Origin of the sequence: Allochromatium palmeri (assembly GCF_009720725.1) — a bacterium.
GTDB classification, from domain to species: Bacteria; Pseudomonadota; Gammaproteobacteria; order Chromatiales; family Chromatiaceae; genus Thermochromatium; species Thermochromatium palmeri.
In genome coordinates, this window is the sequence record NZ_WNKT01000007.1 from 29,851 (window position 1) to 50,379 (window position 20,529).

20 protein-coding genes are annotated in these 20,529 nt (G+C 64.6%); 11 read left to right on the forward strand and 9 right to left on the reverse strand.

Features of this window, described 5'->3' with window-relative positions:
* Positions 1-224 precede the first annotated feature (224 nt).
* From GJ668_RS05155 to GJ668_RS05180, 6 genes are read left to right on the forward strand one after another with little or no spacing between them, the layout of a single operon-like run.
* On the forward strand, positions 225-3,044 hold the full coding sequence (locus tag GJ668_RS05155; protein ID WP_155449067.1) for a monovalent cation/H+ antiporter subunit A: 2,820 nt from the start codon (positions 225-227) through the stop codon (positions 3,042-3,044).
* 1 nt (position 3,045) lies between these two features.
* Positions 3,046-3,399: a Na+/H+ antiporter subunit C gene (locus tag GJ668_RS05160; RefSeq protein WP_155449068.1), complete on the forward strand. Its 354-nt coding sequence runs from the start codon at positions 3,046-3,048 to the stop codon at positions 3,397-3,399.
* On the forward strand, positions 3,396-4,949 hold the full coding sequence (locus GJ668_RS05165; protein WP_155449070.1) for a monovalent cation/H+ antiporter subunit D: 1,554 nt from the start codon (positions 3,396-3,398) through the stop codon (positions 4,947-4,949). The genes GJ668_RS05160 and GJ668_RS05165 overlap by 4 nt, the downstream gene beginning before the upstream one ends.
* Positions 4,946-5,437 carry a Na+/H+ antiporter subunit E gene (locus GJ668_RS05170; protein ID WP_155449072.1) on the forward strand — a complete coding sequence of 164 codons (492 nt, stop codon included), beginning with the start codon at positions 4,946-4,948 and terminating at the stop codon, positions 5,435-5,437. The genes GJ668_RS05165 and GJ668_RS05170 overlap by 4 nt, the downstream gene beginning before the upstream one ends.
* Complete coding sequence (locus GJ668_RS05175; RefSeq protein ID WP_155449073.1) at positions 5,431-5,700, forward strand: K+/H+ antiporter subunit F; 270 nt, start codon at positions 5,431-5,433, stop codon at positions 5,698-5,700. Before GJ668_RS05170 ends, GJ668_RS05175 begins: the two co-directional genes overlap by 7 nt.
* Before the next feature lie 7 nt (positions 5,701-5,707).
* Positions 5,708-6,109: a Na+/H+ antiporter subunit G gene (locus GJ668_RS05180; protein WP_155449075.1), complete on the forward strand. Its 402-nt coding sequence runs from the start codon at positions 5,708-5,710 to the stop codon at positions 6,107-6,109.
* Here the strand turns inward: GJ668_RS05180 and GJ668_RS05185 are convergent.
* The 7 genes from GJ668_RS05185 to GJ668_RS21065 all read right to left on the reverse strand — a co-directional run bounded on the left by GJ668_RS05185 (position 6,042) and on the right by GJ668_RS21065 (position 12,805).
* Positions 6,042-6,491 (reverse strand): molybdenum cofactor biosynthesis protein MoaE, encoded by a 450-nt coding sequence (locus GJ668_RS05185; RefSeq protein WP_155449076.1) that lies wholly within the window; start codon positions 6,489-6,491, stop codon positions 6,042-6,044. The two genes, GJ668_RS05180 and GJ668_RS05185, sit on opposite strands and share 68 nt — an antisense overlap.
* A gap of 111 nt (positions 6,492-6,602) precedes the next feature.
* Positions 6,603-9,659 (reverse strand): ammonium transporter, encoded by a 3,057-nt coding sequence (gene amt, locus GJ668_RS05190; RefSeq protein ID WP_155449078.1) that lies wholly within the window; start codon positions 9,657-9,659, stop codon positions 6,603-6,605.
* 174 nt (positions 9,660-9,833) lie between these two features.
* Positions 9,834-10,406 carry an NnrU family protein gene (locus GJ668_RS05195; RefSeq protein ID WP_155449080.1) on the reverse strand — a complete coding sequence of 191 codons (573 nt, stop codon included), beginning with the start codon at positions 10,404-10,406 and terminating at the stop codon, positions 9,834-9,836.
* A 60-nt stretch (positions 10,407-10,466) separates the two neighbouring features.
* Positions 10,467-10,970, reverse strand: coding sequence for a SixA phosphatase family protein (locus GJ668_RS05200; RefSeq protein WP_155449155.1), 504 nt, complete (start codon positions 10,968-10,970; stop codon positions 10,467-10,469).
* A 136-nt stretch (positions 10,971-11,106) separates the two neighbouring features.
* The gene (locus GJ668_RS05205; protein ID WP_155449082.1) at positions 11,107-11,982 is read right to left on the reverse strand and encodes a fructosamine kinase family protein; all 876 of its coding nucleotides are present in this window, start codon (positions 11,980-11,982) and stop codon (positions 11,107-11,109) included.
* Positions 11,979-12,584, reverse strand: coding sequence for an HNH endonuclease (locus tag GJ668_RS05210; protein WP_155449083.1), 606 nt, complete (start codon positions 12,582-12,584; stop codon positions 11,979-11,981). Before GJ668_RS05210 ends, GJ668_RS05205 begins: the two co-directional genes overlap by 4 nt.
* The gene (locus GJ668_RS21065; protein ID WP_155449085.1) at positions 12,572-12,805 is read right to left on the reverse strand and encodes a hypothetical protein; all 234 of its coding nucleotides are present in this window, start codon (positions 12,803-12,805) and stop codon (positions 12,572-12,574) included. Before GJ668_RS21065 ends, GJ668_RS05210 begins: the two co-directional genes overlap by 13 nt.
* Positions 12,806-12,971: 166 nt before the next feature.
* Here GJ668_RS21065 and GJ668_RS05220 point away from each other — a divergent pair, with 166 nt between their 5' ends.
* Positions 12,972-13,247: an AbrB/MazE/SpoVT family DNA-binding domain-containing protein gene (locus GJ668_RS05220; RefSeq protein WP_155449087.1), complete on the forward strand. Its 276-nt coding sequence runs from the start codon at positions 12,972-12,974 to the stop codon at positions 13,245-13,247.
* Entirely contained in the window at positions 13,244-13,447 is a 204-nt protein-coding gene (locus tag GJ668_RS20075) for a PIN domain-containing protein (protein ID WP_186342901.1), read from the forward strand. The genes GJ668_RS05220 and GJ668_RS20075 overlap by 4 nt, the downstream gene beginning before the upstream one ends.
* Here GJ668_RS20075 and GJ668_RS05230 read toward each other — a convergent pair.
* The gene (locus GJ668_RS05230; protein WP_186342902.1) at positions 13,435-14,220 is read right to left on the reverse strand and encodes a hypothetical protein; all 786 of its coding nucleotides are present in this window, start codon (positions 14,218-14,220) and stop codon (positions 13,435-13,437) included. The genes GJ668_RS20075 and GJ668_RS05230 overlap by 13 nt on opposite strands.
* A gap of 80 nt (positions 14,221-14,300) precedes the next feature.
* Between GJ668_RS05230 and GJ668_RS05235 the strand changes: the two genes are divergently transcribed.
* The 3 genes from GJ668_RS05235 (at position 14,301) to GJ668_RS05245 (ending at position 19,191) form a co-directional block, all read left to right on the forward strand.
* Positions 14,301-16,505, forward strand: coding sequence for a primosomal protein N' (locus GJ668_RS05235; RefSeq protein ID WP_186342908.1), 2,205 nt, complete (start codon positions 14,301-14,303; stop codon positions 16,503-16,505).
* Positions 16,506-16,754: 249 nt separating this feature from the next.
* A complete protein-coding gene (gene argS / locus GJ668_RS05240) occupies positions 16,755-18,536 on the forward strand; it encodes an arginine--tRNA ligase (protein ID WP_155449090.1) in 1,782 nt (593 codons plus the stop codon).
* Position 18,537: 1 nt separating this feature from the next.
* Entirely contained in the window at positions 18,538-19,191 is a 654-nt protein-coding gene (locus GJ668_RS05245) for an SPOR domain-containing protein (protein ID WP_155449091.1), read from the forward strand.
* On the opposite strand, the gene GJ668_RS05250 is transcribed toward GJ668_RS05245, so the two are convergent.
* Entirely contained in the window at positions 19,184-20,503 is a 1,320-nt protein-coding gene (locus GJ668_RS05250) for an APC family permease (RefSeq protein ID WP_155449093.1), read from the reverse strand. The genes GJ668_RS05245 and GJ668_RS05250 overlap by 8 nt on opposite strands.
* Positions 20,504-20,529: the final 26 nt, after the last annotated feature.

The following is a 20,529-nucleotide window of genomic DNA, read 5'->3' on the forward strand; positions in this document are numbered from 1 at the left end:
GGGCGCACCCTTGGAGAAGGCCGACCGGCCAGCCTAGAGGGGAGTCGCGGAATAACCGCGTATTATCGACGAACGCTTGCTTCAAAACAAGATATTTGATCGGCGCTTGGTCAGTTGGGTCAAGTGACAAGGAGGAATTTGGAGCCGGGTGAGCAATGCGACGACCTGACCCCGCCGCGATAGTCTTGCCATTGACCCGTTCGGCTGGCAGAGTCGCCATCACTATGAACCTGCCTCTTGTCATACTCATCCCCTTCGTCGGCGCGGTCCTGACCGGCTGGGTGTCACATTTTGGTCGCATGAAGTCCGCCTGGACGGCTGGGGTCGTGACCCTGCTGGCGCTGCTGTGCCTGGCGCCCTCCGCCCCGGCTCCCTTCGCCGGCAACACGGTACTGTGGCATCTGGACTGGATGCCGGCGGTCGGGCTGAATCTGGCCTTCCGGCTCGATGGTCTGGGGCTGCTGTTCGCCGCCATGATTCTCGGTATCGGACTGCTGGTCATTCTCTATGCCCGTTACTATCTGCCTGAGCGCGATGGGTTGGGGCGTTTCTATGCCTATCTGCTGTTCTTCATGGGCTCGATGCTGGGCATCGTGCTGTCGGAGAATGTGATCCTGATGCTGATTTTCTGGGAGCTGACGAGTCTGTCGTCCTTCCTGCTGATCAGCTATTCCTACCGCAAGCCGGAGAGCCGGCGCGGGGCGCGGATGGCGCTCACGGTCACCGGTATGGGCGGGCTGGCGCTGCTTGGCGGTCTGCTGCTGCTTGGCGAGATGGCTGGTAGCTATGACCTCTCGGTGATCCTGACCCAGGGCGCGGCGGTGCGCGCCGATCCGCTCTATACCCCGATGCTGGTGCTGATCCTGCTCGGGGCCTTCACCAAGTCGGCCCAGTTCCCCTTCCATTTCTGGCTGCCGCACGCGATGGCGGCGCCCACCCCGGTCTCGGCCTATCTGCACTCGGCGACCATGGTCAAGGCCGGGATCTTTCTGCTGGCCCGGCTGTTTCCGGTGCTCTCAGGCACGCCGGAATGGACCTGGCTGGTGATCGGCGCCGGGCTGACCACGCTCCTGATCGGCGCCGGGGTGGCGCTGTTCAAGCATGATCTCAAGGGACTGCTGGCCTACTCGACCGTCAGCCATCTGGGGCTGATCACGCTCCTGTTCGGACTCAGTACCCCGCTGGCAGCGGTCGCGGGCGTCTTCCATATCCTCAATCACGCGACCTTCAAGGCGTCGCTGTTCATGGCCGCCGGGATCATCGATCACGAATGCGGCACGCGCGATATGCGCCGCATCAATGGGCTGTGGAAGTTCATGCCCTATACCGCGACCCTGGCGATGGTGGCGGCCGCTTCGATGGCCGGCGTACCGCTGTTCAACGGCTTTCTGTCGAAAGAGATGTTCTTCGCCGAGACCGCCGATTTTTCGAGCGGCTTCCAATACGGCTGGTTGCTGCCCTCGCTGGTGGTGGCCTCGGGCGTGATGGCGGTGGCCTATTCACTGCGCTTCATCCACGACGTTTTCTTCAACGGCGAGCCGATCGACCTGCCGCGCACTCCGCACGAGCCGCCGTTCTGGATGAAGGTGCCGGTGGCGGTGCTGGTGGCCATCTGTCTGCTGGTCGGCATCCTGCCCGCGCTCACGGTCGAGCCCATTCTGCGCATGACGGTCGCCAGTGTGCTGCAAGACCCGCCGCCCGCGTTCGATCTGGCCATCTGGCATGGTTTCGGGCTGCCGGTGTTCATGAGTCTAGTGGCGCTGATCGGGGGACTCTCGGTCTATGCCGCGCGCCAGCCGCTGTTCCGGCTCGCCGCACGCATGGAAGGCTGGATCGATGCGCGCGCCATCTATGACTGGCTGCTGGCCGAACTCCAGCTATTTGCCGGCTGGCTCACGCGGCGGCTGGACAACGGCTCGCTGCAACGCCTGGTGCTGGTGTTGCTGCTGACGGTGCTGGTGTTCGGCGTGCTCGGGTCCGTCGGCTCCGGCTCGCCCCTGACCGGGACACGCACGATCCTGCCGATCGATGGTGTCAGTCTGACGATGACCGCCGGACTGATCCTGGTTACGCTGGTCACGGTCGCCCTGCATCGGCGCCGGTTCACGGCGCTGGTCGTGGTCGGGGCGCTCGGATTGCTGATGGCGCTGATCTTCGTCAAGTTCTCCGCCCCCGATCTGGCCCTGACCCAGCTCTCGGTGGAGATCGTGACCATCGTGCTGCTGCTGCTCGCGCTCTATTTTCTGCCCCAGCGCGGGCCGGACGAGTCGAGCCGCGCGCGGCGCTGGCGTGATGCCGTGGTCGCGGGTCTGGCCGGATTCGGCGCCGGCGCGCTGACCTGGGCCATTTTGACGCGTCCGCTGGAATCGATCTCGGAGTACTTCATCGCCAACAGTCTGCCGGGCGGCGGCGGCTCGAACGTGGTCAACGTCATCCTGGTCGATTTCCGCGGTTTCGATACCCTGGGCGAGATCACGGTGCTGGCACTCGCCGGACTCGGTATCCACGCCATGCTCTATGGTCTGCGGATGCCGGGTCTGAGGCAGGACGCCGATGGCCGCCCCTGGAACTGGGACACCCATCCGACGATCATGGCGGCCCTGGCGCGCTTGCTGCTGCCACTGGCGCTCCTGGTGTCGGTGTTCATCTTCCTGCGCGGACACAACGAGCCGGGCGGTGGCTTCATCGCCGGCCTCATCACGGCGGTAGCGCTCATCATGCAGTATCTGACCAATGGCGTGACCTGGACTCATCGACGCCTGTCGAGCAACATGCTGCCGCTGATCGGCGCGGGTTTGCTGATCGCGACCCTGACGGGGCTTGGGAGCCTGGTGTTCGGCCATCCCTTCCTGACCTCCAGCTTCACCCATGTCCACTGGCCGATCGTCGGCGACTTCGAGCTGGCTACCGCCATGCTGTTCGACCTGGGGGTCTATCTGGTGGTGGTCGGCGCAACATTGTTGATCCTGATTCATCTGGGTCTGATGCATCGCGCCACCCATCCTGGCGTGGACGGTTCGCGCTCGAACAAGGAGCCGGCCTGACATGGAAGCGTTGATGAGTCTGATCGTCGGTGTGCTGACGGCGGGTGGCGTCTATCTGCTGCTGCGCGCGCGCACCTTCTCGGTGGTGCTGGGTCTGACCCTGCTGACCTATGCGGTCAATCTGTTTCTGTTCGCCAGCGGGCGTCTGACCATCGGCGCGCCGCCGATCCTTGACCCCGAGCTGAGCCGCTATACCGATCCCCTGCCCCAGGCACTGGTGCTCACGGCTATCGTCATCAGCTTCGCCATGACCGCCTTCGTCATCATGCTGGCACTGCGGGCGCGCGCAGAGCTGGGCAACGATCATGTCGATGGTCGGGCAAGTGCCGGCGCCAGCAAGGAGTCGGAGGCATGAATCATCTCGTCATCGCTCCGCTGCTGCTGCCGCTGCTGGTCGGCACCCTGTTGCTGCTGTCGCGCCGAACCCTGTCGCTGGCGGCCCGCCGCAGTCTGAATCTGGCGGCGATCCTGGGCCAGATCCTGTTGGCGATCGAGCTGCTGATTCTGGTCGGGGATGGCACGATCCTCACCTACCATCTGGGCCACTGGCCCGCCCCCTGGGGCATCGTGCTGGTGGCCGATCGGCTGGCGGTGTGGATGCTGCTGGTCACGTCGCTGCTGGCCTTCTTCGCGCTGCTGCATGCCATGCAGGGTACTGATCGGTGCAGCCGCCATTTCCATCCACTGTTCCAGCTTCAGTTGTTCGGTCTCAACGGCGCGTTTCTGACCGGCGATCTGTTCAATCTGTTCGTCTTCTTCGAGATTCTGCTGCTGGCGTCCTATGGGCTGCTGGTGCATGGCGGCGGCGCGGCGCGGGTACGGGCCGGGCTGCATTTCGTCGTCATCAATCTGGTCGGCTCGACGCTGTTTCTGTTTGCGGCCGGCGCCTTGTATGGTCTGGTCGGCACGCTCAATCTGGCCGATCTGTCGCTGAAGATCGCGCGACTGCCGCCCGAGGATCTGGGACCGGCGCAGGTGGCGGCACTGCTGCTGCTGGCGGTGTTCGCGCTCAAGGCCGCGCTGGTGCCGCTGCATCTATGGCTGCCTTCGGCCTATGCCTCGACCTCGGCCCCGGTAGCGGCACTGTTCGCCATCATGACCAAGGTCGGCGCCTATGCCCTGCTGCGGGTCGAGACGCTGGTGTTCGGCGAGCAGGCCGGGATCCTGACCGGATTCTATGCCGCCTGGCTGCTGCCGCTGGGACTGCTGACGCTCGTGCTCGGTGCGCTGGGCGCGCTGGCCGCGAACGAACTGCGCCGGCAGGTTGCCTATCTGGTGGTGGTCTCGGTCGGTCTGCTGCTGGCGGCGTTCGGACTCGGGACAGCGGATGGCATCGCAGCCGGACTCTATTATCTGGTCCACACCACCTTGGCGACGGCGGCCTTCTTCCTGCTGGCCGATCTGATCACGCGCGAACGCGGCTGGGCCGCCGATCGGCTGGTGCCCGGACCGGCGCTGCCGAATGCGGGGCGGCTCGGCGGGCTGTTCTTCGTCACGGCGCTGCTGGTCGCGGGTCTGCCGCCACTCTCCGGCTTCATCGGCAAGTTTCTGGTGCTGCGCGCGGCGCTTGAGGAACCGGTCTGGCCCTGGATGTTGGGAGTGGTCCTGTTCAGTGGTCTGCTGGGCATCATCGCGCTGGCGCGCTCGGGGAGCCTGCTGTTTTTCCATGTCCGGAGTGCCGGCTCGGGCGCACCGACGCAGGCGCGGCCGACTCAGGGCCTGCTCGGCGCCGCACTGCCGACCCTGGGGCTGCTCGCGCTCTGTCTGGCGCTGCTGATCGGCTCGGGTCCGGTGCTGGATCTGGCGCAGGCGACGGCCGAGCAACTGCTCGATCCAGCCGACTATATCCAGGCCGTGCTCAAACCGATTGGAATCCAGGTCGCGCCCGGGGAGGTCTGGCCATGAGACGCTGGCTGCCGCATCCGATCCTCACACCGACCCTGGCCCTGATCTGGGTGCTCCTGGCGAACAGTCTCGCGCCTGGACACATCCTGCTCGGGCTGCTGCTCGGCTGGCTGATTCCCGTGTTTACGCTGCGCTTCTGGCCGGAGCCGGTGCTCGTGCGCCATCCGCTGACGCTGCTGCGCTTCCTGCTGGTGGTGGGCTATGACATCCTGGTCGCTAATCTGGCCGTGGCCTGGCTGATCCTGCGCGGCGCGAATCACATCCAGCCGGCTTTCGTGGTAGTACCGCTGGCGCTGCGTTCGGAACTGGGCATCAGTCTGCTGGCCAACACCATCTCGCTCACGCCCGGGACCGTGTCGTCCTGGCTGAGTCCGGATCGACGCTTCCTGGTGGTGCAGGGGCTGGACGTGGCCGATCCCGAGGCGCTGGTCGCCACCATCAAGCGCCGCTACGAGGCGCCCATTCTGAGGATCCTCGAGTCATGCTGAGCGTTGTCCTCTCCATTGCCTTCGCCCTGGTCACGGCGGCCATCGGGCTGACCTTCTGGCGTCTGCTGACCGGGCCGGACAAGCCCGACCGCATCCTGGCACTCGACACTCTGTATGTGAACGCCATCGCGCTCCTAGTGCTGCTGGGGATGCATCTGGATTCGGCGCTCTATTTCGAAGCGGCGATCCTGATCGCCATGATGGGCTTCATCGGAACCGTCGCGCTGTGCAAGTATCTGTTGCGCGGCGACATCATCGAATAGGTGCGCAATGCTGGAAATCACGATCTCGGTCCTGATCCTGATCGGGGCCATCTTCACCTTCATCGGCTCGCTGGGCCTGGCGCGGATGCCGGACTTCTACACCCGGCTGCATGGCCCGACCAAGGCCACAACCATCGGTGTCGGCAGTCTGCTGATCGCCTCCATGATCCATTTCAGCACCCAGGACGATGGGCTGAGTTTCCATGAGGTGCTGGTGACGCTGTTTCTCTTCATCACCGCGCCGGTGAGCGCGCATCTGCTGTCCAAGGCGGCGCTGCATCTGCGTATTCGGTCGCTGTCCGAGCCGCCGCCGCTGGTGGATGCCGTGGATCGCGATGTACTCACCAACGGCGAGCCGCTTCCTCGTCGGTCGCGCGCGCCTCGACCCAACGCTCACCAGTCTCGGTGAGTTCCTTCTTCCAGAAGGGCGCGCGTGTTTTGAGTGCGTCGATGAGGAATTCGCAGGCGCGGAAGGCCGCGCCCCGATGTTGGCTGACGACTCCGACGAAGACGATGGGGTCGAGCGGTTCCAGCGTCCCGACCCGATGCACGATGCGAAGCCCTTCCAAGTCCCAACGCTCGACGGCCTCAGCGGCGAGCGCGCCGAGCGCCTTCTCGGTCATGCCTGGATAGTGCTCCAGCGTCATCCGCGAGACGCTGACGCCTTCGTGGATATCGCGCATCAGCCCGACGAAGGTGACCAGCGCCCCGATACGCGGATTGTCCCGACACAGCGCCTCCTGCTCGGCGCGGATGTCGAATGGCTCGGTCTGGATCTGGATTGCGTGCATGTCTGGGTCCGTGATGGCTTGCAGTCGGCTTGAGATGAGATCCGGTCTTGCGCGGCTGGATTCATTGGTTTGACACTCTCACGGCCTGGTCGGTAAAGACTGTTTTTTGCTCTACCGTAGCACTCTTTCATCCTCGGCGAGGAACCGCTCCACCTCCTGGACCGGCATGGGCCGGCTGAAGATGAAGCCTTGGTAGAACTGACAACCCTCCTGGCGCAGGAAGGCGAGCTGGCCCGGCGTTTCCACACCTTCGGCGAGCGTCTTGAGTCCGAGTCCGCGCGCCAGTGAAAGAATCGCGATGCAGATAGCCGCGTCCTCGGCGTTGCTGTCGCACTCGGCGACGAAGGCCCGATCGATCTTCAGTGTGTCGATCGGGAAACGCTTGAGATAGCTCATTGAGGAATAGCCGGTGCCGAAATCATCGAGGGCGATCTCCAGTCCGAGCCGTTTGAGCCGACGCAGTGTCGCGATGCAGACGTCGGTGTCGTGCGCCAGGACGGTCTCGGTGATCTCGAGTTCCACGGCCGTCGCGGCGGCCAGTTCCTCGCTCAGGATACGCTCGACCGTCTCGGCGAAGCCTGGACGCAGAAACTGGCGCCCGGAGACGTTGACAGCGATCCGTGGCGGTCTGAGTCCATGGTTACGCCAGACGCGATGCTGCTGGCAGGCCGTTCGCAGCACCCATTCGCCGACGAGGTCGATCAGGCCCAGCTCCTCCAGGATGGGCACGAAGACCGCCGGTGAGATCATGCCCTTGTCCGGATGCTGCCATCGCAGCAGGGCTTCGAGTCCGACGAGCCGGTCTGAGTCCACCTCCATCTGCGGCTGATAGAACAGCTCCAGCTCGCCGCGCTCGAGCGCATCGCGCACATCGTTCTCGAATTCCAGTCGTTCGGAGATCTCCGAGGCCAACGCGGGATCGAAGAGCTGACAGTGTCCGCGACCGTTGCTCTTGGCACGGTAGAGCGCCAGATCGGCATTGCGGATTAGCAGATCAGCACTGGTCCCACCCTCCGGATAGAGTGCGGCCCCGATACTGGTCGGCGCGCGCACCGAGCGTCCCGCGAGCGGGTGCGGCTCGGCCAGTCGCGCGATGATGTCGGCGGCCTTGTGCATGACCGCATCGCGATCCTGGACACCCAGCAGCGCGACGACGAACTCATCACCACCCCAGCGCGCCACCAGATCCTCGCCGCGCAACACCGAGCGCAAACGCTCGGCCACGGTGCGCAGGAGCTGGTCGCCAGCCGCGTGTCCCAGGGTGTCGTTGATGCTCTTGAAACGATCCAGATCCAGGAACAGCACGGCGATCCGGCTGGGCTCCGAGCCCATCAGATGAATGTTCAGATTTTGACGGAAGAACTGCCGGTTCGCCAGACCAGTCAAGCCGTCATAGTGCGCCAGTTGGTGCAGACGCCGCTGGACTTCGCGCTGGCGGGTGACGTCGCGCGCATGGAAGTTGAATTCCGGATGCGCTCCGCTCTTGACCCGCGCGATCGTTAGCTCCGCCGGAAAGGTCTCACCGCTGACGCGCTTGAGGATGGTGTGTGAGCGTTGGTTGACCACGAAGCGGCCTTCAGTGACAAATCCCTGCGCGAGTGCCGCGTCGTAAGCCGGGCGCGCTTCCTCCGGAATGAGGATGTCGGCGAGGGGGCGTCCCAGCACGGCGCGGCGCGAGCAGCCCAGGGTGCGGGCCGCCGCTGGGTTGATTTCGAGCAAGCGGCCCTCGTGATCGATGGTGAGGATGCAATCGAGTACGGCGTCGAGGATGGCGCTCTTGCGGGTTTCGCTCGCCGTGAGATCGCGCAGGATGGCCTCGCGCTTGTGGATCTCCTCGCTGACCCGTTGCAGGACATGATTGTATTGATGGGCGATCTGCCCGACTTCCGTGTGTGGCTCGGCGAAGACGCGGCGCGAGAAGTCGCCATGCCGCCGCTGTGTATCCATCTCCGTCAACAGATCCAGGATTTCGGTGCTTGCACCATGCTCGGCGACGTTGAGACCGAGGCGCTCGGACTCAGGGTCGACCCGCAGTCGATAGACGCGGTCCAGGATCCAGAGCGCCATCAGGCTGATCCCGAAGGCATAGGCACCCACGGCCAGAATGCCCAGGGCCTGAACCTCAAGCTGAACCAGACGCCCGCCGGTCAGTTCGAAATCGGCCACGGGCGCGAAGAGCGCCACCGCCAGGGTGCCCCAGATACCCGCGAAGAGGTGCGCCGGGATAGCGCCCACGGCATCGTCGATGCGCAGGCGCTCCAGGGCCGCTGTGCCGAGCGAGACCACCAGTCCGGCGACGGCCCCGATCAGGGCCGCAAAGGCAGGCTCCTGCAGGTGGCAGGAGGCAGTGATGCCGACTAGGCCGCCGATGATGCCGTTGAGTGGCTCGGTCACGATCAATTGGCCGCGCACCGCGTAGCTGTACACCATGGCCGTGAGTCCACCGGCGCAACCGGCGAGGAAGGTATTGAGCAAGATCAGGGGCACCTGGTCATCGAAGGCTAGGGTGCTGCCGCCGTTGAAGCCGAACCAGCCGAGCCAGAGCAGCAGGACGCCGAGCGTCGTCAGGGGCAGGTTGCCGCCCCGCATGGCCTGGCCACCACCGCTGTCGAAGCGGCCACTGCGCGGACCGAGTCGTAGCACGGCGGCCAGCGACACCCAGCCGCCCACCGAATGGACCACGGTCGAGCCGGCGAAATCGATGAATCCCAGTTGCGCCAGCCAGCCATCCCGTGCCTCGCGCGGCAAGCCGCCCCAGGCCCAATGACCGGTCACGGGATAGATGAGGATCACCATGACCAAAGCTATGATCGCATAGGCCAGGAAACGCATCCGTTCGGCCACGGCCCCCGAGACGATGGTCGCCGAGGTGCTGCAGAACATCGCCTGAAAGACGAAGAAGCTCAGTATCCAGGGCGATTGCCCGGTCCCAAAGAAGAAGCCGTCCGTGCCGATCCAACCGTCCCAGGTCTCGCCGAACATGAGTGCATAGCCGAGCATCCAGAAGGCGAAGCCGGCGAGACAGAGATCCAAGATGTTCTTGATCGCGACGTTGATGCTGTTCTTGGCGCGGACCAGCCCGGTTTCCAGACACAGAAATCCGGCCTGCATCAGGAATACCAGGCAGGCGCAGACGAGGAGCCAGAGGATGTCGAGGGTTTCGGTCATGGCATGAGGGCGTCAGGCAGATACGAGGCCGGTAGCTGTCCGGGAGGATACAGGTTCCAGGCCGATCCCTTCATGCAAAATCGATACGCCACAGATACACGGCAGGCTCGGTCAGGTGTCTCTGGTGCGTATCCGGTCAGGCGGGGGCTTCCAGCGCCATCCGTGGCGCTGCCATCAACCGATCGGCGCCACTCCCATCATGGCGCGGTGCAGCCAGAAGATGAACAGCAGATAGAGTCCCAGCCCGCCGACGATGGCGATGGCGTCGTTGATGGGGCCTGGAGGTGCGCCCTGGACCGGCGGCGCGGTGCGGTGCTTGAGCGAGATCCGGTCCGCCACCGCCCAGGCCAGGAAGGAACCGAACAGCAGCATGTCGGCCAGCGTCCCGTTGGCGAGCAGATGGGCCAAGGCCCAGATCTTGACCGCTAGCAGCATCGGATGCTTGACGGTGCTCTGGATGCGTCCCGGCAGATAGGCGGCGAACAGTAGCGGAAACACCGGCAGCATCAGCAGCAGATTGATGTGTCTGAGCCAGGTCGGCGGCTCATAGAGCATGACCGGCGACAGCCGCGCTTGGCCATAGCCCTGAAGGATCAGCACGAAGCCGATCAGCGAGATCAGACCATAGACGGCCTGCCAGGGCACGAGCCCGAAGCGCTCGACGATCGTATCGCGCAGGTTGGGTTTGACGATCGAGATGGAATGCATCCCGAGAAAGAGCACAAGTCCGAAGATGAGTACAGCCATTGGATGAATTCCTGTGGAAACGAAGACCTGGATTGGATTGTAGGTGCCCGGACGGCTGTTTCAACGTGGGCGAGTGATCGAGAGCAGATGGGCACTCCCCGGAGCGAGCCGGCTCCAGTCGTCCGGCATCTCCAGACGCGCGACCGTGGCTGTGGGCAGGAGCTTGCCATCGGCAGGCGATTCGACCTCCTCGCCGACCAGATGCCGCACCAACTCCTCCAGCCCCGGATTGTGCCCGACCAGCAGTACAGTGGCCGCCTCGCCGGGACAGCGGGCAAGCACACCGAGCAGATCGGGGACGCTGGCCTCATAAATCTCAGTATCCCAGACGATGCGCTTCTTCTTGAAATCCAGACGCTTGCAGACCTTGGTCACGGTCTGGCGCGCACGCTCGGCCGGCGAGCTGACCACATGATCCGGCACCAGCCCTTCGCGATAGAGCCAGGAGCCGACCCTGGGTGCATCGTTCTTGCCGCGCTTGGCCAGTGGACGCTCGAAATCGCTTGCGGCGCCCGAGTCCCAGTCCGATTTGGCGTGACGCAGTAGCAGCAACTCGCGTGGCATGTGAAAAAAGGGGTCGACGTAACTCAAGGGATGTTGAAAACCGCCTGGTCTCGCACTGTCGATGGCAATGTGACGCGAGATGGGAAATCATTTGATTGGAACGCGGTTTTAACACATCCGTCATTTTGGCGTCACCTCAAGCGGTTTCGGCGAGCAGCCGTTCGATCATGGTGTGTGACTGATCGAGATAACCGCCGCCGAAAAGATTGAGATGATTGAGAACGTGATAGAGGTTGTAGAGAATCCGGCGCGTGGCATAGGCGGGATCGAGCGGCCAGGCTTCGCGATAGGCCGCCTGGAAGCGCGAGCCGAAGCCGCCAAAGAGTTCGGTCATGGCCAGATCGGCCTCGCGGTCGCCATGATAGACGGCGGGATCGAAGATGACCGGCTCGCCGGCGGGCGTGGCGCCGATATTGCCGCCCCAGAGGTCGCCGTGTAGGAGTGACGGGGGCGGCTGATGGCCGATGAGGACATCGAGCCGCGAGAGCAGACGCTCACCGGCGTGCTGGAGTTGCCCGCGATAGCCGTTGGCGGCGGCGAGCCTGAGCTGCGGGCCGAGTCGACAGTCACGCCAGAAGGTAACCCAGTCGTGATCGGGCCTGTTGAGCTGGGGCGTGGAGCCGATGGTATTGTCGCGATGCCAGCCGAAGTGCTCGGCGGTGGCGCGGTGCAGCTCGGCCAGTTGACGTCCGGCGCGCTCGCCATCGAGCCGTCCGCCCAGATCCAGTCGCTCCATCACCAGGAAGCTCTCGCGACCGGCGATGCCGACACAGATCGACTCGGGGACGCGGATCGCCTGCGCGGTGGCGAGTGCCGCCAGTCCCTCGGACTCGGCCTCGAACATCTCCAGCCGCTCGGGCGCGTTGAGCTTGACGAAGAAGGCGCGCCCGTCGTCCTCGACGACAGCGGCGCGGTTGATGCAGCCGCCCCCGACCAGACGCTGGCCTCGGACCTGGAAGGACGCGCCCGTGGCTGCGCTGATGTGTTCGGCGATCAGATCCCAGCGCGTCATAAAGCCTCCCCGCGCCCGAACCGTCGGTGCAATGGACTGGAGCGCGGGAAGTGCGCGCGCAGAAAATGCATTTGATCGGCGAGGACGTGGCGCCCCATCAGGTAGACGTACTCGGCATGGGTCGGGGTGAAGGGTACGGCGAGCAGTTCCATCCCGGCATCTTCGGGCGTGCGGCCGGCCTTGTGGTTGTTGCAGCGCACGCAGGCCGTGACCACGTTGCTCCAGATGTCTTGCCCGCCCCGGCTGGTGGGGCGCACATGGTCGCGTGAGAGCTGGCGCGCCGGAAAACGCTGACCGCAGTAGAGACACATGTGGTCGTCGCGCTGAAAGAGCGTGCGGTTGGAGAGCGGGGGTGAGTAACCATCGCGCGGCTGGTCGAGTGCATGATGCAGACCATGGGTGGCGATGATGGAGTGGATCTGAAGTTGACTCCGGCGGCCCGTGCCGGCGTTGATCCCGCCGTGCAGCAGGAAGAGCGGATCGCCGCAGGAATAGGCCACCAGGCCGAGGACATGGAGTCGCGCGGCATCACGATAGTCGACCCACTCCAGCGGCATGCCCGCCAGATCCGTTCGCAGTACCTGTTGAGTCAGTGAAGACATAGTGGCTGGATACGGCTCGGAATATTCGAGTCATCATTGCGTGGTTTTCTGTCAAGTCCCCGGAGATTATAGACACGCTTTTTGAAGAGTTCGGGGCGTTTTTCGTTCCAGTCCTTGAGCGCCAGCACGGGATGCGTGCGCCGTCCGGTCTCGGCCAGCCCCGTACCCGAACGCGGCACCAGCGCGTTCGATGAAGATTCGCGGTTGTCGTCAGTAGACATCGGCCAGTAGCTCCCTATGATCCGAATGGCGCAAGCCTACCACCATCCGTGCCGGATGCCAGCCTCCGCGCCAAGACTCACCCCGCCGTTGGCGATCCCCCAGCTTTGGTGTAGCATCCAAACGCCTCGAACACGACTAAGCTCCCTATTCATCCTGGAGAACACGATGTCCACGGCGACCGTTACACTCTCGAACCATGGCCGGATCGAGATCCCCAAACACATCTGCGACGAGCTGCATTGGGAAAGTGGTCATGCCTTGATTCTCGAAACCACCGAGACCGGCCTCTTGCTGCGACCGCAAGCCGCCAAGAAGCCACGGCGACTGGAAGACCTGCGGGGATTTCTCAAGCAGGACGGTCCGTCGTTGTCAACCGATGACCTCTGCGCGCCGGTCGATGCCCGCGCCGACTGGGCCGCTGCGGAACAACGCTGCCGATGATCGCCTTCGATACCAATATGCTGGTTCGGCTGGCTGTCGACGACCATCCGCAACAAGCCGAAGTCGCCGTGAACTTACTCAAGCAACATCGCGTTCTGATCTCGCGCGCCGTGCTCAATCCCGGCGCCTTGGCCCGCGCCGGCAGATCGCGGCTCATGCGCGTCGGCAGAAAGAAGGCGCCCAGCGTTCAAACACGATAAGGCGCAAACAGAAACACCCAAGTGAGCCCAAGCAATCCGACGAGCGTCGATCCCACAGCCAGCTTGTAGGCCAGACGCCAGCCGGCATTGGCCTTGCGTGTGATCCGGAAATCCTCGACATGGATGGTCTCGCAGGCGCCGTTCCCCATGTCGTCGCGCGTGACGCTAGTGCCGCGCTGGAACCCGCCGTCATGTGAATAGCCGGCCAGTTGCCCGCGCAGATAGATCTGATCGCCGATCTCAGCCGACTTGATCGCCTTCCGCACCAAACCGACATGACTGAGCAGATGGTTGTTGGAAAGCTGATTCCAGGCGAAGTCCCGCGCCGCCTGCGGATCATCGGTCGAGATCCAGCACGTCCAGGTACTGTTCTTGTAGCGCATGGCACGGAAGACATCGCCGGCGACATTCTCGCCCCAGACCACGCACAGGTCGCGTATATTGATGAAGTCCTGCCAGTCCTTGGTATGGTAGATGTCCCAGAAGACATCGCTGTCGTGCAGACTGACCACCACGCCATCGAGCTCGTAGTCGAACTTTGGATCGATACGATAGCGGATCCCCTCGGCTTCGATCTCAAAGGGATCCGTGAGGGTGCGCGTCTGACGCGGCTCGACCAGCCGCTCCAGATCGTAGAAGGCGGGCGGCGGGAACTGATCTTTCTTCCAATGGCTCCAGATCGCCAGACCCAGACTGGTCAGGAACAGCAGCAGAAAGAGCTGCCGGATCAGACGCCAGGGCCGTCGTGGTTCATCGAGCGAGACCAAGTGCATCAGTGATCTCCGATATTCCGTCGAATCGCGCAGAGTATAAAACGACTGCGTCCCCCGCCTGCGACCAGGATCAGCCGACCATCTGGCGCGTCGCGGTCGAGGCGCCATTGGCCGACACGTTCGACTATCTGCCGCCGGCCGATCCGCCACTCGCCCGGCTGCGTCCCGGTCTGCGTCTGCTGGTTCCGTTTGGACGCCGTTCTCGGGTTGGTATCCTGATCGCGATCGTCGATCAGAGCACGCATCCACTCAACAAACTCAAGCGCGTCGAGCGCGTACTGGATCCCGAGCCACTGCTCGATGAGCCGGATCTGAAACTGCTGGCCTGGGCGGCGGCCTATTATCAGCAGCCGATCGGCGAGGCGCTGTTCGCCGCGATTCCGGCGCGTCTGCGCGATCCCGAACCGCTGCCGGTCGAGACGGCGCCCGGACTCCAGGTGACCGAATCAGGCCGGACGCTGGCTCTGGAAACACTCGCACGCGCGCCCAAGCAACGCGCGCTTCTCGACGCCCTGCGCGCGGCACCCGAAGGGCTGACGCTCGGCGAGCTATCGGCGCGGCTCGGCGACAATCAGAGCGCCATCCGCGCGCTCCGCTCCAAGGAACTGATCGCCGACATCCGGCTCACGCGCTCGCCCGATCCCATTGATGAGACGCTGCCAGTCGCCGGCCCCGAACTCCATACCGAACAGCAGACCGCCGTCACCGCCGTTCAAGCCGCTTTCGGCACCTTTGGCGCCTTTCTGCTCGACGGCGTGACCGGCAGTGGCAAGACCGAGGTCTATATCCGTCTGATCGAGTCCGTCATCGCCCAGGGTCACCAAGCCTTGGTCGTCGTCCCCGAAATCGGCTTGACGCCCCAGTTGCGCGAACGCTTCCGCACCCGGCTGCCCGGACCCATTGCCGTGCTGCATTCGGCACTCAAGGCCAGCGAGCGCGAGCGCAACTGGCTGCGCGCCGCGCGCGGCGAAGCCCATCTCATCCTGGGCACGCGCTCGGCGGTGCTGGCGCCGATTCCGCGTCTGGGACTGATCGTGGTCGACGAGGAGCACGACGATTCGCTCAAACAACAGGACGGTCTGCGCTATTCGGGGCGCGATCTGGCGGTGCGTCGCGCCCAGCTTGCCGGCTGTCCAGTGGTACTCGGCTCGGCCACGCCCTCGCTGGAGACCCTGCGCAACGCCCAGCTCGGGCGCTACGGCTGGTTGCGCCTGACTGAGCGCGCCGGCGGGGCGCGACCGCCGATGATCTCGATCCTCGACATCCGCAATCAGCCGCTGCGCGCCGGACTCTCGCCCGTGCTGCGCGAGCACATCCAGGCCGAGCTGGTCGCCGGCAACCAGATCCTGCTTTTTCTCAACCGACGTGGCTATGCGCCCGTGCTCACCTGTCATGCCTGCGGCTGGATCGGCGAGTGCCCGCATTGTGACGCGCGTCTGACGTTGCATCTGAGCGAGCGGCGGCTGTGGTGTCATCACTGCGGTTGGTCCTGTTTCCAGCCGAGTCACTGTCCCAAGTGCCAGAGTCAGGAGCTGCGGATGCTCGGTCGCGGCACCGAGCGGCTGGAAGAGGAGCTGGTCGCGCTCTTTCCCGAGACGCGCATCGCCCGGCTCGATCGCGATAGCACGCGCCGTCGCGGCGAACTCGGGCGGGTGCTGGACGCGGTCCACAAGGGCGAGACCCAGATCCTGCTCGGCACCCAGATGCTGGCCAAGGGCCATGACTTTCCGGGTGTGACCCTGGTCGGCATCCTCGAACTCGATCAGTCGCTCTATGCCAGCGATTTTCGCGCCGCCGAGCGCACCGCCCAGCTCATCGTGCAGGTGGCGGGACGTGCCGGACGGGCCGAGCGTTCGGGGCGGGTGGTCCTTCAGACCCGCCATCCCGAGCACCCGCTATTGCAATCGCTGTTGCGCGAGGGCTATGCGGGGTTCGCGAGCGCGGCCCTGCGCGAGCGCGCCGAAGCCGAGCTGCCGCCCTATAGCCATCTGGCACTGGCGCGCGCCGAGGCGCCCGATCCGGAGGACGCGCTGGCCTTTCTGCGTCAGGCGCGCGAACTCGGCGAGCGGTTGGAGGCCGATTCGGGCGCGATCCTGCTGCTGGGACCGATCCCGGCACCGATGGAGCGCCGCGCCGGACGCCATCGCGCTCAGCTCCTGATCCAGTGTGCCGAGCGTCCGCGTCTGCAACGCTTTCTCACCCACTGGGTCCGCGAAGTGCGCGCTCTGCCCAGACGCAAGGGGCTGCGCTGGTCGCTCGATGTCGATCCGCGTGATCTGCTGTAAACCATTCGCGACGCTGATTCAGGTATGCTTAGCGCTTCGGATCGGACCCAACCGTAGGATGTGGTTCCTTCGTCACCGTCTCCTGCGAGAGAATCGTTTCTGGAAGTCGCCGCGAAGCCTTGGATCAGACCCGCTCGATTCTCCGGTCCAGCCGCCGATCATGTCATTCACTCCAGCAGACCGCGTCGCCCGACGAACCGGCTTCCAGCCTAAGTGTCCTGGCGCGAGGCGGCCGAGCCTTTACTCGCAATGAAGCAAGACATCAAAGCCATTCTGTCCGCCGCGCTCGATACCCTGATTGCCGAAGGCCGGCTGACACTCGATGAACGTCCCGAGATCCAGGTCGATCGTGCCAAGGATAGCGCGCACGGCGACTTCGCCACCAATCTGGCGCTGCTGCTGGCCAAGCCCGCACGCGCCAAGCCGCGCGATCTGGCTCAGCAACTGCTCGACGCCCTGCCCGCCTCGCCGCTGGTGGCGCGGGTGGAGATCGCCGGCCCAGGGTTCATCAATTTCTTCCTGGCCGAGGACGCCTATCGCACGCTCGTGCCGCGCATCCTGGACTCTGGTCCTGACTATGGCCTTAGCCGGATCGGTGCTGGTCAGCGTGTCCAGGTCGAGTTCGTCTCGGCCAATCCGACCGGACCGCTGCATGTCGGGCACGGTCGCGGCGCGGCCTATGGCGCGGTAGTCGCCGATCTGCTCGAAGCGGTCGGTTTCAACGTGCATCGCGAGTACTACGTCAACGACGCCGGGCGCCAGATGGACATCCTCGGCACCTCGGTCTGGCTGCGCTATCTAGAACTATGTGGCGAGGAACTGCGTTTCCCGAGCAACGGCTACAAGGGCGACTATGTCTGGGACATCGCCGCGACGCTGCATCGCGAGCATGGCGATGCGTATCGGGTCGAGTCCGAGCAGGTCTTCGCCGGGCTTCCCGCCGACGCTCCGGTCGAGGGCGAGCCGCAGGACCAATCCGGCGACAAGGAGGCCCATATCGATGGACTGATCGCCGCCGCCAAGCGCCTGCTGGGCGACAACCGCTATCGTTACGTCTTCGAGCTGGGTCTGAACACCATCCTCGACGACATCCGCGAGGATCTCGCCGAATTCGGCGTGACCTATCAGGAGTGGTATTCGGAACGCTCGCTGACCGAGAGCGGTGCCGTCAATCGTGCCATCGAGCGGTTGCGCGAGTCCGGGCACGTCTACGAGCAGAACGGTGCGCTCTGGTTCCGCTCGACCGCCTTCGGCGACGAGAAGGATCGGGTGGTGGTACGCGAGAACGGCCAGAGCACCTATTTCGCCTCCGACATCGCCTATCACATGGATAAGCTCGAACGCGGCTTCGACCGCGTCATCGACATCTGGGGCGCGGATCATCACGGCTACATCCCGCGCGTCAAGGCGGCACTCCAGGCGCTCGGCGACGATGCCGACAAGCTCGATGTACTCCTGGTGCAGTTCGCTATCCTCTATCGCGGCGGCGAAAAGGCGCAGATGTCGACCCGCTCGGGCGAGTTCGTCACACTGCGCGAGCTGCGCCAGGAGGTCGGACGCGATGCAGCGCGCTTTTTCTATGTGATGCGCCGCTGCGAACAGCACATGGACTTCGACCTGGATCTGGCCAAATCGGAGTCCTCCGACAACCCGGTCTACTATGTGCAGTACGCCCATGCGCGTATCTGCGCCGTGCTGCGCCAGGCCGCCGAACGCGGACTGGTGGTCGAGCCGAGTTCGGGCACGCATAACCTGGAGCGGCTCGCCGAGGCCCACGAGCAGGCGCTGCTGCGTACCCTCGGCCGCTATCCAGAGAGTGTCGAACTGGCCGCACTCAAGGCCGAACCGCATCAGATCACGCACTATCTGCGCGAGCTGGCCAATGATCTGCACACCTACTACAACGCCCATCAGTTCCTGGTCGATGACACCGAGTTACGTGACGCCCGGATCAAGCTGATCCTGGCCACGCGCCAGGTGTTGCGCAACGGACTGAGTCTGATCGGCGTCTCGGCGCCGGAGAGCATGTAAAATGCCCAAGGACTACTATCGCGACAAACCACCACCGCCGTCGCCGCCCTCGACGCCACCCATCCGGCGCAAACCGAACCGCTCCTGTATCGGCTGGATGATCGGCGGCGTGGCGCTGGGCGTGATCGGTTCTCAGATCCTTGCGCCCCGCAGCGGGCCATCGGAGGAGTCCGTCGGCGCGGCGCAAGCCAGTCAGCCGGTGCTCAAACCGACCTTCACCTACGAGAAGATCCTGAGCGAAACCGAAGTCGACGTCAGCAAGCTGCCGCCGCCGCCACCATCCGCGCCACGTCCACAACCACAGCTCCAGGCACTGGACCAGGCGCCGCAAAGCGCGCCTGAACCTGTGTCCGCCCAGACTCCGGAACCTGAGCCGTCCATCTCGGCCGCGCTCCCGCCATCCACCGACGAGCCGCGTAGTGGAACCTATGTGGTGCAGGTCGCCTCCTTCAGCCGTACGGCGGACGCCGAGCGGTTCAGGTCGCAACTGGCCCAACTCGGTCTTTCGACGAATGTCCAGACGGCCACGCTGCCCAACGGCCGGACCGCCTATCGGGTCCGCACCGGCGCCTACTCCAGCCGACAGGACGCCGAGCAGGTTCGCGCCCTGCTCAAGCGCCAGGGGCAGGATGGGATGGTGATCCCGATCAAGTGAGGTTCGAGCGCCGCGCCAGACGATAGGCCAGCCAGCCAAGCCCGACGGTCGCGGCACCGATGGCGACCACGAGCGGGCGCTCATGGATAGCGTGCAGCACCATCCAGCCCATGAGGGCAATGAAGGCCAGACTGGTGAAGGGATGCCCCCAGGTGCGATAGGGCCGGATCAGATCCGGCTCGCGCACCCGGAGTACGAAGACGCCCGCGACCGTAAGCGCCGCGAACACCGAGAGCGTGAAGCCGGCATAGCTGACCAGGGTCTCGAAGCTCGCCGTGATCAGCATCAGGAGTGCCAGACCCGATTGGAGCCAGATCGCGATCAATGGTCCGCCTCCATCGATACGGCGCGCGAGCCAGGCCATGGCCCGATAATCGCGTCCCATGGCTTCATAGATACGCGGCCCGGTCATGACCAGCGCGCCCACGGTCGAGACCAGTCCCAGCGCGATCAGCCCGCTCAGCAGCCGTCCACCCGATTCGCCGAAGACATGGATGGCCGCTACATATCCGACCCGCTCATTGGCGGCCGCCAGTTCCTCGGCTGGTGCAGCGCCGAGAAAAACCGCATTCACGCCCAGATAAAGCAGGGTGACTGTCAGCGTTCCCACCACCAGCGCGATCGGCAGTTGACGCCCAGGATCACGCACCTCGCCCGCCACATAGGCCGCTGCGTTCCAGCCGCTGTAGGCATAGGAGACATAGATCAGACCGACGGCGAAGGCCGGCGAGAGCAGGGCGTCGAGCACCGGCGGCTCACCGTCGCCCAGTAGACGCCCAGGCGTGATGGCGAAGACGCCGCCCAGGATGAAAAGCAGGATCAGCAGCGCCTTGAGCAGCGTGAACAGATCCTGGAGTCGGCGACCGGTCGCAAGTCGGATCGAATGCAGCACCGAGGCGCCGATCACCAGCGCGATTCCCGAGACGAGCGGCGGGATCGGCTCGGACTCGGCGCCGAGCGCCAGGTTCAGATACTCGCCGAAGGCGATCGCGCTCGCGGCGATCGGCGCGGCGAAGCCCACTACCAGTGACACGAAGCCGGCGATGAAGCCCAGTGCTGGATGATAGATCCGCCCGAGCAACCGATATTCCCCGCCATTGTGCGGCAGGGCCGCGACCAATTCGGCATAGGCCAGCGAGCCGCAGGCCGCTGCCAGACCGCCGAGCAGCCAGGCCAGGAGCACCGCCGGCTGAGATCCCAGATCACGCAGTAGAAAGCCGGTGGTCGTGAAGACCCCGGTACCGATCATGGTCGCGACCACGAGCAGGCTCGCGGTGCGCAGGCCGAGGTGTTGGTTGGGGTCAGTGGGCATGCGTGCTCTTGTCGGTGGACGGACCA

Coding starts and splice junctions, on each gene's coding strand:
- GJ668_RS05155 (WP_155449067.1), top strand. CDS start 225: ATGAACCTGCCTCTTGTCATACTCATCCCCTTCGTCGGCGCGGTCCTG.
- GJ668_RS05160 (WP_155449068.1), top strand. CDS start 3,046: ATGGAAGCGTTGATGAGTCTGATCGTCGGTGTGCTGACGGCGGGTGGC.
- GJ668_RS05165 (WP_155449070.1), top strand. CDS start 3,396: ATGAATCATCTCGTCATCGCTCCGCTGCTGCTGCCGCTGCTGGTCGGC.
- GJ668_RS05170 (WP_155449072.1), top strand. CDS start 4,946: ATGAGACGCTGGCTGCCGCATCCGATCCTCACACCGACCCTGGCCCTG.
- GJ668_RS05175 (WP_155449073.1), top strand. CDS start 5,431: ATGCTGAGCGTTGTCCTCTCCATTGCCTTCGCCCTGGTCACGGCGGCC.
- GJ668_RS05180 (WP_155449075.1), top strand. CDS start 5,708: ATGCTGGAAATCACGATCTCGGTCCTGATCCTGATCGGGGCCATCTTC.
- GJ668_RS05185 (WP_155449076.1), bottom strand. CDS start 6,491: ATGCACGCAATCCAGATCCAGACCGAGCCATTCGACATCCGCGCCGAG.
- amt (WP_155449078.1), bottom strand. CDS start 9,659: ATGACCGAAACCCTCGACATCCTCTGGCTCCTCGTCTGCGCCTGCCTG.
- GJ668_RS05195 (WP_155449080.1), bottom strand. CDS start 10,406: ATGGCTGTACTCATCTTCGGACTTGTGCTCTTTCTCGGGATGCATTCC.
- GJ668_RS05200 (WP_155449155.1), bottom strand. CDS start 10,970: ATGCCACGCGAGTTGCTGCTACTGCGTCACGCCAAATCGGACTGGGAC.
- GJ668_RS05205 (WP_155449082.1), bottom strand. CDS start 11,982: ATGACGCGCTGGGATCTGATCGCCGAACACATCAGCGCAGCCACGGGC.
- GJ668_RS05210 (WP_155449083.1), bottom strand. CDS start 12,584: ATGTCTTCACTGACTCAACAGGTACTGCGAACGGATCTGGCGGGCATG.
- GJ668_RS21065 (WP_155449085.1), bottom strand. CDS start 12,805: ATGTCTACTGACGACAACCGCGAATCTTCATCGAACGCGCTGGTGCCG.
- GJ668_RS05220 (WP_155449087.1), top strand. CDS start 12,972: ATGTCCACGGCGACCGTTACACTCTCGAACCATGGCCGGATCGAGATC.
- GJ668_RS20075 (WP_186342901.1), top strand. CDS start 13,244: ATGATCGCCTTCGATACCAATATGCTGGTTCGGCTGGCTGTCGACGAC.
- GJ668_RS05230 (WP_186342902.1), bottom strand. CDS start 14,220: ATGCACTTGGTCTCGCTCGATGAACCACGACGGCCCTGGCGTCTGATC.
- argS (WP_155449090.1), top strand. CDS start 16,755: ATGAAGCAAGACATCAAAGCCATTCTGTCCGCCGCGCTCGATACCCTG.
- GJ668_RS05245 (WP_155449091.1), top strand. CDS start 18,538: ATGCCCAAGGACTACTATCGCGACAAACCACCACCGCCGTCGCCGCCC.
- GJ668_RS05250 (WP_155449093.1), bottom strand. CDS start 20,503: ATGCCCACTGACCCCAACCAACACCTCGGCCTGCGCACCGCGAGCCTG.